14 protein-coding genes are annotated in these 14,962 nt (G+C 72.1%); 10 read left to right on the plus strand and 4 right to left on the minus strand.

Annotation, left to right across the window (positions count from 1 at the left end):
* The first annotated feature begins 43 nt into the window (after nt 1-43).
* The 4 genes from ACXDC7_RS07785 to ACXDC7_RS07800 are packed head-to-tail and all read left to right on the plus strand — an operon-like array spanning nt 44 to nt 3,038.
* Nucleotides 44-394 (plus strand): DUF4233 domain-containing protein, encoded by a 351-nt coding sequence (locus ACXDC7_RS07785; protein ID WP_179444062.1) that lies wholly within the window; start codon nt 44-46, stop codon nt 392-394.
* A 22-nt stretch (nt 395-416) separates the two neighbouring features.
* Nucleotides 417-836 carry a nucleoside-diphosphate kinase gene (gene ndk / locus ACXDC7_RS07790; RefSeq protein ID WP_459221751.1) on the plus strand — a complete coding sequence of 140 codons (420 nt, stop codon included), beginning with the start codon at nt 417-419 and terminating at the stop codon, nt 834-836.
* Nucleotides 833-2,017, plus strand: a complete 1,185-nt coding sequence (locus tag ACXDC7_RS07795) for a CPBP family glutamic-type intramembrane protease (RefSeq protein ID WP_459221752.1) — start codon at nt 833-835, stop codon at nt 2,015-2,017. The genes ndk and ACXDC7_RS07795 overlap by 4 nt, the downstream gene beginning before the upstream one ends.
* Nucleotide 2,018: 1 nt before the next feature.
* Complete coding sequence (locus ACXDC7_RS07800) at nt 2,019-3,038, plus strand: serine/threonine-protein kinase (protein ID WP_179444059.1); 1,020 nt, start codon at nt 2,019-2,021, stop codon at nt 3,036-3,038.
* A gap of 33 nt (nt 3,039-3,071) precedes the next feature.
* Here ACXDC7_RS07800 and ACXDC7_RS07805 read toward each other — a convergent pair whose 3' ends face one another.
* On the minus strand, nt 3,072-4,871 hold the full coding sequence (locus tag ACXDC7_RS07805; RefSeq protein ID WP_179444058.1) for a vWA domain-containing protein: 1,800 nt from the start codon (nt 4,869-4,871) through the stop codon (nt 3,072-3,074).
* 105 nt (nt 4,872-4,976) lie between these two features.
* On the opposite strand from ACXDC7_RS07805, the gene ACXDC7_RS07810 reads away from it, so the two are divergent.
* Nucleotides 4,977-5,510, plus strand: coding sequence for a DNA-binding protein (locus ACXDC7_RS07810; RefSeq protein WP_218843664.1), 534 nt, complete (start codon nt 4,977-4,979; stop codon nt 5,508-5,510).
* On the opposite strand, the gene ACXDC7_RS07815 is transcribed toward ACXDC7_RS07810, so the two are convergent.
* Nucleotides 5,450-6,715, minus strand: coding sequence for an MFS transporter (locus ACXDC7_RS07815; protein WP_459221753.1), 1,266 nt, complete (start codon nt 6,713-6,715; stop codon nt 5,450-5,452). The two genes, ACXDC7_RS07810 and ACXDC7_RS07815, sit on opposite strands and share 61 nt — an antisense overlap.
* A 37-nt stretch (nt 6,716-6,752) precedes the next feature.
* Here ACXDC7_RS07815 and ACXDC7_RS07820 point away from each other — a divergent pair, with 37 nt between their 5' ends.
* Nucleotides 6,753-7,739, plus strand: coding sequence for a M28 family metallopeptidase (locus ACXDC7_RS07820; RefSeq protein ID WP_459221754.1), 987 nt, complete (start codon nt 6,753-6,755; stop codon nt 7,737-7,739).
* Between the two features lie 10 nt (nt 7,740-7,749).
* On the opposite strand, the gene ACXDC7_RS07825 is transcribed toward ACXDC7_RS07820, so the two are convergent.
* Nucleotides 7,750-9,282 (minus strand): CapA family protein, encoded by a 1,533-nt coding sequence (locus tag ACXDC7_RS07825; protein ID WP_459221755.1) that lies wholly within the window; start codon nt 9,280-9,282, stop codon nt 7,750-7,752.
* A 319-nt stretch (nt 9,283-9,601) separates the two neighbouring features.
* Here ACXDC7_RS07825 and ACXDC7_RS07830 point away from each other — a divergent pair, with 319 nt between their 5' ends.
* Together ACXDC7_RS07830 and ACXDC7_RS07835 are read left to right on the plus strand one after the other, a co-directional pair.
* Complete coding sequence (locus ACXDC7_RS07830) at nt 9,602-12,208, plus strand: Rne/Rng family ribonuclease (RefSeq protein ID WP_459221756.1); 2,607 nt, start codon at nt 9,602-9,604, stop codon at nt 12,206-12,208.
* 86 nt (nt 12,209-12,294) lie between these two features.
* Nucleotides 12,295-13,392 (plus strand): VIT1/CCC1 transporter family protein, encoded by a 1,098-nt coding sequence (locus ACXDC7_RS07835; RefSeq protein ID WP_179444054.1) that lies wholly within the window; start codon nt 12,295-12,297, stop codon nt 13,390-13,392.
* Here ACXDC7_RS07835 and ACXDC7_RS07840 read toward each other — a convergent pair.
* Nucleotides 13,353-13,856: a MarR family winged helix-turn-helix transcriptional regulator gene (locus ACXDC7_RS07840; protein ID WP_459221757.1), complete on the minus strand. Its 504-nt coding sequence runs from the start codon at nt 13,854-13,856 to the stop codon at nt 13,353-13,355. The genes ACXDC7_RS07835 and ACXDC7_RS07840 overlap by 40 nt on opposite strands.
* 74 nt (nt 13,857-13,930) lie before the next feature.
* Here ACXDC7_RS07840 and ACXDC7_RS07845 point away from each other — a divergent pair, with 74 nt between their 5' ends.
* Nucleotides 13,931-14,542, plus strand: a complete 612-nt coding sequence (locus ACXDC7_RS07845) for a hypothetical protein (RefSeq protein WP_459221758.1) — start codon at nt 13,931-13,933, stop codon at nt 14,540-14,542.
* 101 nt (nt 14,543-14,643) lie between these two features.
* Complete coding sequence (rplU, locus tag ACXDC7_RS07850; protein WP_179444051.1) at nt 14,644-14,952, plus strand: 50S ribosomal protein L21; 309 nt, start codon at nt 14,644-14,646, stop codon at nt 14,950-14,952.
* Nucleotides 14,953-14,962 lie beyond the last annotated feature (10 nt).

Consider the following 14,962-nt stretch of genomic DNA (forward strand, 5'->3'; position numbering starts at 1 on the left):
TGGCAGGCCGGTGCGATGATGGCCGCATGAGGATGACGGCCCGATGAGACTGCAGCCGGGCAACCCCATGCAGTCGGTGCTGTTGTCGGTGCTCGCCTTCGAGGTGATCGTCTTCGGCCTGTCGATCTTCGTGATCTACCAGATCTCGCAACGCCCGCTGTGGCTGGCGGTGCTGCTCGGCGGCGGGCTGGCGCTGCTGGCCCTGCTCGCGGCGGCGACGCTGCGGCGGGGCAGCTTCGGCTATCTGCTGGGCTGGCTGGTCCAGCTCGGCGCCGTCGCGCTCGGCTTCGTGAATCCGGCGATCTGGATCATGGCGCTGGTCTTCGGCGGGCTGTGGGTGCTCGGCATCGTGCTCGGGCGCCGGCTGGAGGCGCGCGCCCGGGACACCGACTGAGCCTCACCATTAGGGTTGCGGCATGACTCAGCGCACCTTCGTCCTGATCAAGCCCGATGCCGTGCGGCGTGGGCTGGTCGGTGAGATCCTGCACCGTTACGAGGCGAAGGGCCTCGCGATCGAGGCGCTGGAGCTGCGCCACGTCGATGCCGAACTGGCCGACGCCCACTACGCAGAGCACGTCGAGCGGGATTTCTACCCGCCGCTGCGGGCCTTCGTCACCTCCGGGCCGTCGATCGCGATGATCCTGTCCGGCGATTCGGCCATCGAGGTGGTACGCCTGCTGAACGGCGCGACCGACGCCCGGGTGGCGGCGCCGGGCACCATCCGCGGCGATCTCGCCCTGTCCAACCGGGAGAATCTGGTCCACGGCTCCGACTCACCAGAATCCGCCGAGCGCGAGATCGCCCTCTGGTTCCCCGGCGAGGGCCCGGCCCGATGACGGCACCCCCGCCCGGGGACCGGCCGCCGGGCGCCGTGCCCGGCGACGCCGCTGCGCCACCCGACGGCTTCCCGCCGCCAGCGGCCGGCTTCGCCGTGCCACCTGGCGGCTTTCCCCCGGCTCCGGGTCCCGGGGGCTTCCCGCCGGCGGCCGTCCCGCCCGGCGCCCATCACCCGGGTGCGCAGCCGGGCCCGCCCGTGGCGTACCCGCCGGGCGCACCGCACCACCCGGTGCCGATGGCCCATCCGGGGCGGCCGCCGATGCTGCCCGTCGAGCCGCGGAACTACTACCGGTTCTATCGGACGCCGGCGCTGCGCTGGTGGCGCCCGCTGGTCGGCATCGTGTTCTTCGTCGGGCTCGGTTTCGTGGCGTCGCTGGTCTTCGGCGCGATCGGCTTCGGGGTGGACATCGCAACGGGCCGAACCGACTTCGACGCGTTGAGCCCCGCCGAGCTGGAGGTGACGCCGGCGATCTTCGTCGCCAACAACCTCGGGCTCGCCGCGCTGATCGGTATCGCGATCCTTGCCCAGTTGATCTTCTTCGGACAGCGGCCGGGCTGGCTGGCCTCGGTCGACGGCAAGCTGCGCTGGGGTTGGCTGGCCCGCTGTTTCGGGGCGGCCCTGGTCGGCTATCTGCTGATGTATGTCGTGCTCGGCCTGCTGGAGCCGTTCCCGCCGTTCGGCAATGATCCCGATTTCGGGCTCTATCTGGCCTTCACGCTGCTCACCACACCGCTGCAGGCGGCGGGGGAGGAGTACGCCTTCCGCGGATTCCTGCCCCGGGCCATCGCGTCGTGGATCCCGCACCGCTGGGTCGGCATGATTCTCGCCTGGGTGCTCTGCTCCATGGTCTTCATGACCCTGCACGGGGCGGGCGACGTCTGGCTGAACGTCTACTACTTCTGCTTCGGGATGATCATGAGCATCGCGACCTGGCTGACCGGCGGCCTCGGCGTGGCCATCGCGTTGCACGTGGTCAACAATCTCGTCTCGCTGATCGTCGCCTTCTACGCCGGGGAGGGCGGCTCGCTGTTCGAACGCGGCGCAGGCACGGTCAATCCGGTCGAGCTGGTGCCCAATGTGGTCGTGCTGGTGGTCTTGTCGGTCGTGCTGGTGTGGTGGGCGAGCCGCCGCGGCCTGCGTCGCGAGTCCGCGCCCGCGGCAGTGGCCGGTCGGGGCTGAGATGGAGCTTGTCGCGGGGCGCTTCGAGCTGTACGACCGGATCGGTGACGGCGGCATGGGTCGGGTCTGGCGTGCCTTCGACCGCAAGAGCGGGCGCTGGATCGCCGCCAAGCAACTGACCCACTCCGATGCGGCGATGGTGCTGCGCTTCGTCCGCGAACAGGCCCTGCGGATCGATCACCCGCACGTGCTCGCACCGACCGGGTGGGCGGCCGACGACGACCGGGTCGTGCTGGCCATGGACCTCGTCGCCGGCGGCTCGCTGGAGACGCTGCTCGGCGATCACGGTGCCCTGCCCGACGCCTATGCCGCGGTCCTGCTCGACCAACTGCTCGCCGCGCTGGAGGCGATCCACGCCCACGGGGTCGTGCACCGCGACATCAAGCCGGCCAACCTGCTGCTGGATGCCACCGGGACCGGGATGCCCCGGCTGCGGGTCTCCGACTTCGGCGTCTCGGTGATCATGGACGAGCCGCGCCTGACCCACACCTCGATGAGCATCGGCACGCTCGGCTACATGGCGCCGGAACAGGCCCGCGGCGCCGAGCCGGAACCACGGCACGATCTCCACGCGGCCGGCGTCGTCGGCAAGCGGATGATCACCGGCCAGCCGTCGCGCGGCCTGCCCGAGAACTGGCCATCGCCGCTGTGGCCGTTCCTCGCCCGGCTCACCGATCCCGATCCGCGGCGCCGGCCGTCGTCGGCGGCCGACGCCCGCGCCGAGCTGCGGCGTACCGGCCTGCTCACCGGGGGTACGCCGTGGCTGGCCGAACCCGATCCGCCCGAGGTGTTCGATCAGCTCGCCGCCCTGCCGCGGCGCACGCTGATCGATTCCCCGCCGACCCCGACGCCGGTGGATCCCGGCACCGGCCGTCGGATCGCCGCCCCGGCCCGCGCGCAGCGCCCCGCCCGGAACTCCGGACGGGGCGCTCGGAAGACGGCGCTGATCGTTCTCACCGCCGGCGCCTTTCTCGGCGCCATCGCGCTGGTGGTGGCGATCCTCGTGATCCTGCTCGGGTGATCCCCGGGCGGCGGGCGTGCTGTCGTGACGCGCTCAGCCGCGCCGCAACAGCCACAGCGCGCCGCCGCCGATCGCGACCAGAGCCGCCGCGCCGCCGGCCAGACCGATGATCAACGGCCAGGGCCGCCCGCCCAGCAGGCCGCGATCGTTCCCGGGGCCGCGGACGTCCGGCGGGTCGCCCTGATAGTCCGGGACCTGGGCGTCGTCGCCGATCACGTCCGCCTGCAGGGTCGCCGTCATGGTCTCACCGTCGCCCTCGTCGTAGGTGACCGCGATCAGATACTCGCCCGGCAGGGCCGCGCTCGTCCGGGCCTCGGTGGGCAGTTCCCGGTTGCGGTAGGCGATCGGATAGGTCGACACCGACGCCGCGGACTCCGTGCCCGTCGAGGTGCTGTCGGAGCTCGAGTTGGGCGATTCGGCGGCATCGACCGAGGCGTCTCCGCCCAGCGGCGACAGCACCCGGAGCTTGAACGATGACCCGTATCCGTCGCCGGTCGCGGGCGGCATCAGTACGGTCGCCTGGATGCGCTGCCCCCAGCCCGCCGGGACGCGGAAGAGTTGCACATCGCCGGGGCTGATCGTGAACCGATAGGTGCCCGGGTCGATCAGCGGTGCCGTGTCGAAGCTGAACTCGCCCTGCCGGTCGATCGGCTGGCCCAGGGGAACCGGCTGCCAGGTCGGGTCGGCCGGCGGCTGCGGGATCGCAGCATCCGCGGCCAGCGGCGGTTCCTCGACGACGTTGATCTGAATCGGTTGGCCCTCCAGCGGATCGTAGGCCTCCGCCGGGGTGACGCTGAGGACCAGATCGCCGGTCAGGCAGTCGGTCTTCGTCGAATCCGGCGGCAGCCACGAGTTCGCGACGCCGGTCAGCAGGGTCCGGGAGAAGCTTGCGGTGATCCGGCTGGCGATGTCGTCGCCGCAGCTCAGGCTGGGCTGGCCGAGCGGGGACAGGCGCAGCGAGACCTGGGCGTCTGAGCTGGACGGCGGCTGCATGCTGGCGCCGACCCAGAAGGACGAGCCCTCCACCGTGCGGGTCAGCCGGTAATGCCTGGCCTGACCCGGCGCGCCCAGCTTGTCCACCCAGCGGCCCGTGGTCAGCGGCGGCGCCGCGGCCGAGTCCGGCGTACCCTCCACCGGCGTGCCGGTGACCTCGAACGGGTTCAGCGCCTGGTCCTTCGCCTCGTTCAGCGACTGGGTGAGCTGTTCGGTGTCGGCGGCGTCGTAGTAGCCGCCCCGGCCCTTGTCGGCGATGCATTCGAGCTGTTCGCGGGCCTGCCCGGAGACCTGGAAGCCGACGACGTCGATCCGCAGGTCGATGCCCCGATCGGCGATCTGCTGGGCCACCTTGCACGGGTCCGGTGCGCAGGTCTCCTCGCCGTCGGAGACCAGCAGGATCGAGCGCCGGCCCTCACCGCCGAGATCCTTGGCGGCCTGTTCCAGGGCATAGGCCATCGGAGTCTCGCCGAACGGCTTGTACTTCGCGATCTCGGCCTTCAGCGCGGCGGCGTTGCCGGTTCCGATCGGAACGACGAGCTGGGAGTCCTCACAGGCGCCGGGGTCGTCGGCGGAGAACACCGTGGCGCCGTAGACGCGCATGCCCACCTGCGCGTCGGCGGGCAGCGAGTCGGCGACCGAGGTCAGCGCGGTCTTGGCGGCGTCGATCTTGCTGCGGTCGTCGCCGGCGGGTTCGTTCATCGACCCGGACGAGTCGAGCACCATCAGCAGCCGGCCGTCGGGGACATCGGCCCGGCTCAGCGCCGCGGGCCCGGCGACGAGCCAGGTGAGCATCAGCCCCAGACTCGCTGCGAGGGCGATGAGATGTCGGATACGCATGGTTCCCCTTTCCCAGGTGTTTACGAACGGAAAGTATTGACTACGTTCGGAACCAGTGTCAAGCATTTCGTTTCCATCCGTCATCGCCTGTCCTAGGCTGGCGCGGTGCCCGACGACCCGACAGCCAGCCACCGCGCGAGCCAGGCCGCACTCTACGGCCAGCCACTCGCGGAGATCATCGCCGAGATCGGCCGCGCGCTGGGCCTGAACCAGGCCCGGATCGCCGCGGTCCTCGGGCTGTCGGCCCCGATGCTTTCCCACCTCGTAGCGGGCCGCCGCGTGAAGATCGGCAACCCGGTCGCGCATGCCCGGCTGGGTCAGTTGCGGGCGCTGGCCGCCGATGCGACCGCGGGCCGCGTCGGGGCGGGAGAGCTCGCCGACCGGCTGGCCGGAATCGAGGCATCGAGCGACAGTTGGGCCACCACCGAGCTCTCGACCGCCGCCTCATCGGACGACCCCGGGGCGCTCGCCCGGCAGACCCAGGGCATGTTCCGCGGCGTGGCGGCCGCCGGGGACTTCCTGTCCGCCGCCGACCGACTGGACGCGGAGTTTCCCGCGATCGCGGAACTGCTGCGGATCTACGGCGCCGGACGTTCGGACTCCGCGGCCGCGCACTGGGCACGGTCGACGACCGGCTGAGCGCTGCCGGCCGCCGGCAGCTCGTCCTCGATCACCCGTGGCCGCGCGGCGAGCAGGGCGAAGACGGCCATCAGGACCGAGATCGCCATCATCAGCGCCAGCGGCCAGGTCCACCCGCCGGTGGCATCGCGCAGGACACCGACCGCCATCGGGCCGAGCAGGCCGAAGGCGTACCCGGTGCTCTGGGTGAACGCCGAGAGCGACCGCAGCCCGGCCGTCGTGCGGGCGCGGTGCCCGATCATCGCCAGATAGATCGGGAAGCTCGAGTTGCCGATGCCGAGGATGATCGCCCACAGCACGGGCGCCGCCGTGGGAGCCAGCAACAGCCCCAGGTCGCCGATCACCGCGAAGCCGATCGTCACGCCGATCAGCCCGTAGGGGCTCGGGTGCCGCGCCGTCCAGTAGCTGAAGACCAGCGCGAGCGGTACGCCGATGCCGGCGACGACGGCTAGCAGGGCCCCGGCAGTGACGCGGTCCAGGCCCGCATCGACGAAGATCGTCGGCAGCCAACCGAACAGGGCATAGGCCTGCATCGCCTGCAGCGCGAAGAAGGCCGTGAGGATCCACGCGGTCGGGGTGCGCGCGATCTCGCCCAGCCCGACCCGCCGCTCGGCGGGGCCGATCCGGGCGTCATGGCCGAGCAGCCCCAGCCACGGCACCAGACAGATCGCGGCCAGCACGGCCCAGACCGCCAGCGCGGGGCGCCAGCCGCCGACGGCGTCCGCGAGCGGCGCGGTGCCGACGCTGGCCAGCGTCATCCCGATCATCAGCGTCGTCGTGTACCACGCCGTCACCTGACCCACCCGGTCCGGGAAATGCAGCTTGACCAGCGCGGGCAACAACACATTGCCGAGCGCCATCCCGGCCAGCGCGAGCGCGGACAACGCCAGGAACGTCACCTGGTCCTGGGCGAACACCCGGCCCGCCTGTCCGGCCACCACGGCGAGCAGGCCCAGCGCGACCGCCCGGTGCAGGCCGACCAGCCCACTGAGAGCCGGGGCGAGGATCCCGAAGATCGCGAAGCAGATCACCGGCAGCGAGGTGAGCAGGCCGGCCACGACGCCCGTCATGGCGAGATCGGCACGAATGGGGCCGAGCTCGGGGCTGACCGCCACCGCGGCGACGCGCAGATTCGCGGCGAGCGAGAGCAGGGCAACCAGGGCCAGCAGGCCGGCCCCGACCCGCGGCCCGCCCCCTCTCGTCACGGCCTCACTCTAGGCAGCGCTGCCTACAGTCGATGTCATGACCGCGACCCGGAACACCCGCCGCCGCGCCGCCGTCGTCGCTGCCGCGCTCGGCGGCTGGCTGCTGCTCGGCTGCACCGCCGGCGATCCGGCGCCCGGCGCACCGCCCACCCCACCCGGGACACCCGCACCCGGCCCGCCGGGCGCGTCCCGGCCGACCCCGACCCCCAGCCCGACCCCGGCGCCGGAGTTCTCCGCCGATGCGGCGCTGGCCGACGTGGAATGGCTGGCAGGCGACATCGGCCCGCGGCTGGCGACCGATGAGTCCTTCGCCCGGGCCGCCGATGAGGTGTCGCGACGGCTGCTGCAACTCGGCTACGACGTCGATCGTCCCGAGTTCGACGTCCCGGCCGGCGACTCGTGGGGTACGCCGGTCGCGGCCGGCACCTCCAGCAACGTGATCGCCCAGCCGGCGACCTTCGACCCGGACCGCGACTACGTGATCATCGGCGCGCATCTCGACACCATCGCCGTCTCGCCGGGCGCGGAGGACAACGCGTCGGGGGTGGCCGTGCTGCTGGAGCTGGCGCGGCTCGCGGCGAGCCAAGATCTGCAGCAGGTGCGGTTCATCGCCTTCGGTGCCGAGGAACCCCGCGGGCGGGGCGACGATGATCATCACTACGGCTCGCAGCGCTATGTGGCCGACCTCGGCAGTCAGGGTGATCGGATGGTGGCGATGATCGCCCTGGACCGGGTCGGCGTGCCCGCGGACGAAGTGCCGATCTGCACCGGCGGCCCGGTCGGCCGCGACCTGCGCGACGAACTGCTCGATGTCGCCGCCGGCCTCGACATCGCCGCCCGCGGCTGCGAAGGGCGTACCTCGGATCACTGGTCGTTCGAGAAGGCGGGCCTGCCCGCGGCCCGCTTCGGCAGCGTCGACTACGCCGGCTACCACTCCCGGCGCGACACCCCCGATGTCGTCGACGAGGCCCAGCTCGGCCGGGTCGGCGAGATCGTCTGGGCCTGGCTCGCCGACCGGCCCTGACGGGCCACGGTCAGGCGTCCGGGTCGGCGAACGGGCCGGAGCTGGTCGAGGCCAGATCGCCGAGGATCTCCGCGCGCGCCCGGTCGCCGGCCAGCCGCGGGGCGTGGTCGTCGCCGATCTGGTGGGCGACCGGATCCACCGCGACGACCGTGCCGTCCCAGCTCGTGATCTCCACGAACACGCCCTGGCGTACCTGCTCGTTCATCGACATGTCGAAGACGAAATTGCCCAGCGAGTACGCGACCGTCGTGTCATCGAGTTGCTCCCAGCCCTGCACCCAGTGTGGGTGCCCACCGATCACCAGATCCGCGCCGGCATCGGCGAAGGCCCGGGCGGTCTCGCGCTGGGAGTCCTCCACCTCGTGGGTGTATTGCGTGCCCCAGTGCGGCATCACGATCACCACATCCGCGTCGGCGGCGGCCTCCCGGATCACCTGCAACGTCGCCTCCCGCTCGGCCCGGTTCAGCGGACCGGTACGCGGCGGCATCGACAGCCGGTTGACGCCGGGGGAGTCCTCGGTGGCGGCGACGCCCTCGATCGACTCCGTGCCGATGAACGCGATCCGCTGCCCCTGGGCTTCCATGATCAGTGGTGCCCGCGCGGCGGCGACATCGCGCCCGGCGCCGAACCGCCCGATTCCCGCCTCGTCGAAGATGTCGAAGGTGGTCACCAGCGCGCCGGTGCCGAAGTCGCCGACGTGGTTGTTGGCCAGGCTCACCACGTCGAAGCCTGCCCTGTTCAACCCGGCGAGTGCGATCTCGGGATCGGCGTGGAAGGAATCGGCGCCTTGGTAGGGCGGGCCGTCATCGGACAGTGCCGCCTCGAACGTCCCGACCGTGAGATCGGCCCCAGACAGTCGGTCGGCCAGCGGGGCGAAGACGGCGGTCGGGTCCTCGCCCGCGGCGAGCGAGTCACCCACCCGCCGGCCGAGCATGATGTCGCCGACGATCGTCACGGTCGCGACCGATTGCGGCGGTCGGCCGGACGTGGTCAGCGGATAGCGGGTCGGATCGGCGAGCGGATGGGCGCCGCCGACCGTCAGCACCCGTACGGTCGGGTCGACCGCGTCGGCGGGCACCAGGGCCAGCGTGTCGGGGTCGGCGCGAACCCGGTCGAGGGCCTCGGCCGGTGTGGCCGCCTCTGCGGCGCCCGGTGGCGCCGCCCGGTCCGGCAGCGCGGAGGTCACCCGCAGGCGCCCGCGCGGCAGGCCCAGGTCGGCCCAGTCGTCGGCGCCGCCGGCCAGCAGGGCCTGCGCGGCAGCCGCGTCGATGTCGAGCACGGGGCGGGTCGCGTGGGCGGCCAGGACGAGGGGTACGCGGGGCGCGGTGCTCGGCGTCCCGGCCGGCGCCGGGGAAAGCGGCGCGGACGCGCCCGGGTTGGTTTCGAGCGGGCTGGTTTCGTGCGGGCTGGTTTCGAGCGGGCCGGTTTCGAGCGGGCCGGTGCACCCGGCCACGGTCAGGGCGGCGACGGTCAGAGCGACCGCGGCGACCGCCCGGGCGGCGCGACCGTGTACTGCGCGGCGACGCGGTGGGATGCGCCTCATGCGGTGAATCTATGTAGTCCGGACAACTGGGCCGTCGAGCGCCTCCGCGGCGCGCGGCCGGCGCCGGAGTTTCGGGAGCCGGTGGAACTTGTGGGATACTGGCCGAGGTTCGGGACCGACCGGTCCCACCTGGTCAACCCGGTCACGGGTACCGGCCGCGAGGTGACAGCTCGCGACCGTGGCCCCACCGCGACGCCGCCCACCCGGGTGGCTCGACCGCGGGGGCGTACCCGGCCGCTGACCGCCGAGATCTTTCTGTCCGGCCACGGCCGGCAGCCAACCCCGGCGTGCGCATGCGCCGCCGGATGAAGGAGCCCCGATGCTCGACGAGCCGACGAACAATTCCGACAACGGCTCCGGGGAGGACGCGCGCCCCCAGCGCCGTCGCCGCCGGGCCGCCAGCAGGCCCGCGGGTCCGCCGGTAGCCGTCCCGGAGAACCCGTCCACCCCCGAACAGGCCACCCCCGAACAGGCCACGCCCGAGGTGGTCGGCGACGGCCCGATCCCGGCCGAGGCCGAGCTGACCGATCAGACGCCCGTCGATGCCGAAATCGTCGACGAGCCTGCCACCGACGCGAGCGTCGGACCGACCGAGATCACCGCGGCCCCGGCCGAGCAACAGCCCGCCGCCGAGGCCGTCGAGGAGCCTGGCGAGGCGGTCGCCACCGGCGCCGACGAGGCCGAGGACGTGCAGCCGGCCGGCGGCGGATCTACCCGGCTGAACCGCGTGCTGCTGGACCCGTTCGCGCCGCCGCAGGTCGTGGCCGCGCCCGCCCGCCCGGAGAGCGATCGTGTCGGCGAATCCGATGAGGATGCAGACGAGCCCGACGACGACAGCGACGATTCCGACAGCGACGATTCGGACAATGACGACTCCGACAACGACGACTCCGACAACGACGATTCGGACGAGTCCGGCGACGGGCGCCCGCGCCGCCGGCGCCGCCGGCGCGGCGGTCGCCGCCGCCGACGTGGCGGCGATGATTCCGACGAGTCCGACGATCAGCAGTCCGCCGGCTCCGACGACGCCGAGGGTGGCGAAGGCGACGGCAAGGCGGGCGAGTCGGCCAAGGACGGCAAGGGCGATTCCGGCGCGAAGTCCGACGACGATGCCGACGACGAGGACGAGGGTCAGTCCTCGGGTCGCCGTCGCCGCCGCCGGCGTCGCCGGCGCGGGGAGGACGCCTCCAGCGCCGATGACGACCCGAGCGATGTGGTCGTCAAGGTACGCGACGGCCGGCGCGGCAAGGCCAGCGACGAGGTCACCGGGATCGACGGCTCGACCCGGATGGAGGCCAAGCGGCAGCGCCGCCGGGAGGGCCGCTCGGCCGGCCGGCGCCGCGCCCCGATCCTCAGCGAGGCCGAGTTCCTGGCCCGCCGGGAGTCCGTCGACCGGAAGATGGTGATCCGGCAGAACGACGAGCTCGCCCAGATCGGCGTGCTCGAGGACGGCGTACTCGTCGAGCACTATGTCGATCGGGCCAGCGCCGCCTCCCTGATCGGCAATGTCTATCTCGGCCGGGTCCAGAACGTCCTGCCGTCGATGGAGGCCGCGTTCATCGACATCGGCCGCGGCCGCAACGCCGTGCTGTACGCCGGTGAGATCGACTGGAACGCCTTCGGTGTCGAGGGCGATGCCCGCAAGGTCGAGAACGTGCTGAAGTCCGGCCAGACCGTGCTGGTCCAGGTCACCAAGGACCCGGTCGGCGCGAAGGGCGCGCGGCTCACGGGCCACGTCTCGCTGCCCGGGCGCTACATCGTCTACGCGCCGGGCGGTCACCTGTCGGGCATCTCCCGCAAGCTGCCGGACAACGAGCGCAAGCGGCTCAAGGAGATCCTGGCCGAGCTGGTCGACGACGACGCATCGGTGATCGTGCGTACCGCCGCCGAGGGCGCCACCGAGGACGAGCTGGTCCGTGACGTGACGCGGCTGAAGGCGCAGTGGGAGGCGATCAACAAGCAGGTGAAGTCCGGCTCCGGCGCCCCGAAGCTGCTCTACGGCGAGCCCGATCTGACGGTACGCATCGTCCGCGACCTGTTCACCGAGGACTTCTCCGAGCTGACCATCGACGGCAACGACTCGACCAACGACGCCTACGAGACGGTCACCGCCTATGTCGGCCACGTCGCGCCGCACCTGGCCGACCGGATCAAGCGCTGGGACCGCGAGCAGGGCGACATCTTCGCCGCCAGCCGGGTGGACGAGCAGATCGCCAAGGCGCTGGAACGCAAGGTCTTCCTGCCCTCGGGCGGTTCGTTGATCATCGACCGCACCGAGGCGATGACGGTGATCGACGTGAACACGGGCAAGTTCACCGGCAGTGGCGGCAACCTCGAGGCCACGGTCACCTCCAACAACCTGGAGGCCGCCGAGGAGATCGTCCGGCAACTGCGCCTGCGCGACATCGGCGGCATCATCGTGATCGACTTCATCGACATGGTGCTGCCGAGCAACCGCGAGCTGCTGCTGCGGCGCCTCGTCGAGTGCCTCGGCCGCGACCGCACCCGCCACCAGGTCGCCGAGGTGACCAGCCTCGGCCTGGTGCAGATGACGCGGAAGAAGATCGGGACTGGGCTGGCCGAGGCCTTCACCGAGACCTGCGAGTGCTGCTCGGGCCGCGGCTACGAGATCCACGACATGCCCGTCGAGACCCAGGCGCCCTCCGACGGCGGCGAGCGCAAGGGCCGCGGCGGCCGGCGCGGCGGGAAGGACCGCTCCTCGGCCAAGGGCCGGAAGAACCGCGACAAGGCCGGTGACGATTCGGGCAAGAGCGATTCGGGCAAGAGCGACTCGGGCAAGAACGATTCGGGCAAGAACGACTCGGGCAAGAACGACTCGGGCAAGGGCGCGAGCGAACCGGCCGGCAACGATGCGGCCGGGTCCGGCGCGACGGAATCCCCGGGGCCCCAGCAGTCCGACGGCTGATCACGAGAGCGCCGCGTCCCTCGGGGCGCGGCGCTCTCTTGTATCCTTCGATGCGTCAGTTGCGTAAACGACGAAATAGGACTCCCATGCCGCCATCAACCGCCCCCGACGCGCGAGACATCCGTCGCTGGCGCGGCTACCTTGCCGACGAGCGCGCCGAGCGCCAGGTCTATGCCGAGCTTGCCCGCCGCCGCACCGGCGAGGACCGCGAGATCCTGCTCGCCCTCGCCGAGGCCGAGCGCCGACACGAACAGCACTGGGTGGACCTGCTGGGGGAGCGGGCCGAGCCGGCCCCGCGACCCTCGCTCGATGTACGCCTGCTCGGCACGCTGGCGCGGCGCTTCGGTTCGGTGTTCGCGCTCGCGCTGATGCAGCGCGCCGAGGCGCGCTCGCCGTATGCCGCCGACGCGCACGCGACCGAGCAGATGGCCGCGGACGAACAGATCCACGGCGAGGTGGTGCGCGGCCTCGCGGCCCGCGGCCGCCGCCAGCTCGCCGGCTCGTTCCGGGCCGCGGTCTTCGGCGCCAACGACGGCCTGGTCTCCAATCTGGCGCTTGTCACCGGCATCGGCGCGGTCACCCAGGAGCCGGCGATCGTGTTGGCGACTGGCATTGCCGGCCTGCTCTCGGGTGCGCTGTCGATGGGGGCGGGGGAGTACGTCTCGGTACGCTCCCAGCGCGAGCTGCTCGGCGCCTCGCGCCCCGACCACCGATCGGTGGATGTGATCGACGATCTCGATCTGAACACCAACGAGCTCGCCCTGGTGTTTCGGGCCCGGGGGCTCACCCCCGACGAGGCGGAGGCGCGGGCCGGCGCGCTGATCAGCGATCGCGAGAGCCGGTCCGCCGGACTGCTGGGCGGGATCGACACCTCCGCCGACGCCGGGGTCGATCCCGACGAGGCGGTCGGCAGCGCCTGGTCGGCGGCCATCTCGAGCTTCCTGTTCTTCGGCGGTGGCGCGCTGATCCCGGTGCTGCCGTTCCTGTTCGGCATGGTCGGCCTGCCCGCGATCGCGGTCTCGCTGGCGCTGGTCGGGGTGGCGCTGCTGCTTTCCGGCGCGCTGGTCGGGATCATGTCGGGCGCCTCGCCGGGCAAGCGCGCGCTGCGGCAGCTCGCGATCGGTTTCGGCGCGGCCGGGGCAACCTATCTGCTGGGGCGGCTCTTCGGCGCGACGATGGGCTGATCGGACCGCTCGTCCGGGGCGGTCTCGGCGATCATCGTCAGCGTCCGGCGCAGATCGGCCACCCGCTCGTTGCCGATCCGCTCGGCCAGCCAGGCGTCGAAATCGGCAACCACGCCCAGGCCGGCGCTCAGCACCTCCTCCCCGCGCGGGGTCAGGCGTACCCGGCGGACCCGACGATCGGCCTCGTCGGTACCGACCGCCAGATAGCCCCGATCGCCGAGCTGGCGGATCAGCTCGCCGACCGCCTGCTTGGTCATCCGGGTCCGCTCGGCGAGCGCCGTCACGCTCGTCCCGTCGGCGTCGATGGCCAGGAACAGCGGCGCATGCGCCGCTCGGACGTCGGCGAAGCCGGCCGCGCGCAGCGCAGCGTCCAGCTCCGCCGAGAGCCGGCGTCCCGCGGCCGCCAGCAGGGAGCCCAGCGGTGCCGGGCGCGCGCCGGATGAATTAGTAAGGTTCTTGACCATATCCGATCCCCGTTCTAGCATTTGGTCAGGAACCTTACTGAATCACAGCCCCGGTCGGGGCGGATGGGGTCGCGATGAGCTGGATGGACGGGGCGCGCCGGGTGGGCGGCTGGCTGTGGGTCTTCGGCGGACTGGCGTGCCAGCTCGTCGGAGGATTCGCGTTCGCGGTGTGGCCGGGCTGGATCACCGGCACCGTGCTGGTGGCGATCGGACTGCTCGGCATCGCGACGCTGCCGCGCGTGGCCGAGCGCCTGGGCCGCATCCCGCGGGTGCTCGGCATCGTGGTCGCGGTGTTGTTGGCGGTCTCCCTGCTCGGCGCGGTGGCCGATCGGTTCGGCCTGTTCGGGCCCGCCGGCTCGCCCGGTGTCTCCTGGGGGAACTGGCCCGCCTTCGTGGCCTACACGGCCGGCCTGTTGCCGGGCCTCCCCGCGCCGGCGGTCACGGTGGCCGCGATCGCCGCGACGATCGCCGAGGCCGTGCTGGGTGTGGCGCTGATCGTCGGCTGGCAGCGCCGCTGGGTGGGCAAGGCCGCCGCGGGGCTGTTCGCGGTCTATCTCGTCGCGATGCTGCCGAGTGTCGGCGCGGGCGAGGTGGTGCGCTACGGCGTACCGACGCTGATCGGCGGCGCCCTGCTGGTGTCGGCCACGCCCCGGTTTGACCGCCGCGAGGCCCCCGCGTACGCTTGACCGTCGGTGTGCGGAGGCGAATCTTCGCAGCGCCTCGGGAGTGCCCGGCCGGTCGGCAAGCGGCACCCACACCAGAAGCAGACGAGGAAAGAGGGTCAGGCGTGTACGCGATCGTGCGTAGTGGCGGCCGCCAGCACAAGGTCGCCGTGGGCGACGTCGTCGAGATCGACAAGGTCACCGACGAGGTCGGCTCGTCGGTCGAGCTGCAGCCGTTGCTGCTGGTCGACGGCGACTCGATCACCGCCGATGCGGCGACGCTGGGCAAGGCCAGCGTCAAGGCCGAGGTGCTGGGCGAGACCAAGGGTCCGAAGATCCGGATCATGAAGTACAAGAACAAGACCGGCTACCGCAAGCGCCAGGGACATCGCCAGCGCTACAGCCAGGTCAAGATCACCGGCATCGAGAGCTGAGGCGAGACAG

This window comes from Naumannella huperziae, assembly GCF_054073625.1.

Excerpts from the sequence above, each read along its gene's own strand:
- ACXDC7_RS07805 (WP_179444058.1), bottom strand. The coding sequence starts at position 4,871 with ATGCGTATCCGACATCTCATCGCCCTCGCAGCGAGTCTGGGGCTGATG.
- ACXDC7_RS07820 (WP_459221754.1), top strand. The coding sequence starts at position 6,753 with ATGACCGCGACCCGGAACACCCGCCGCCGCGCCGCCGTCGTCGCTGCC.
- ACXDC7_RS07840 (WP_459221757.1), bottom strand. The coding sequence starts at position 13,856 with ATGGTCAAGAACCTTACTAATTCATCCGGCGCGCGCCCGGCACCGCTG.
- ACXDC7_RS07800 (WP_179444059.1), top strand. The coding sequence starts at position 2,019 with ATGGAGCTTGTCGCGGGGCGCTTCGAGCTGTACGACCGGATCGGTGAC.
- ACXDC7_RS07835 (WP_179444054.1), top strand. The coding sequence starts at position 12,295 with ATGCCGCCATCAACCGCCCCCGACGCGCGAGACATCCGTCGCTGGCGC.
- ACXDC7_RS07795 (WP_459221752.1), top strand. The coding sequence starts at position 833 with ATGACGGCACCCCCGCCCGGGGACCGGCCGCCGGGCGCCGTGCCCGGC.
- ACXDC7_RS07785 (WP_179444062.1), top strand. The coding sequence starts at position 44 with ATGAGACTGCAGCCGGGCAACCCCATGCAGTCGGTGCTGTTGTCGGTG.
- ACXDC7_RS07825 (WP_459221755.1), bottom strand. The coding sequence starts at position 9,282 with ATGAGGCGCATCCCACCGCGTCGCCGCGCAGTACACGGTCGCGCCGCC.
- ndk (WP_459221751.1), top strand. The coding sequence starts at position 417 with ATGACTCAGCGCACCTTCGTCCTGATCAAGCCCGATGCCGTGCGGCGT.
- ACXDC7_RS07830 (WP_459221756.1), top strand. The coding sequence starts at position 9,602 with ATGCTCGACGAGCCGACGAACAATTCCGACAACGGCTCCGGGGAGGAC.
- ACXDC7_RS07845 (WP_459221758.1), top strand. The coding sequence starts at position 13,931 with ATGAGCTGGATGGACGGGGCGCGCCGGGTGGGCGGCTGGCTGTGGGTC.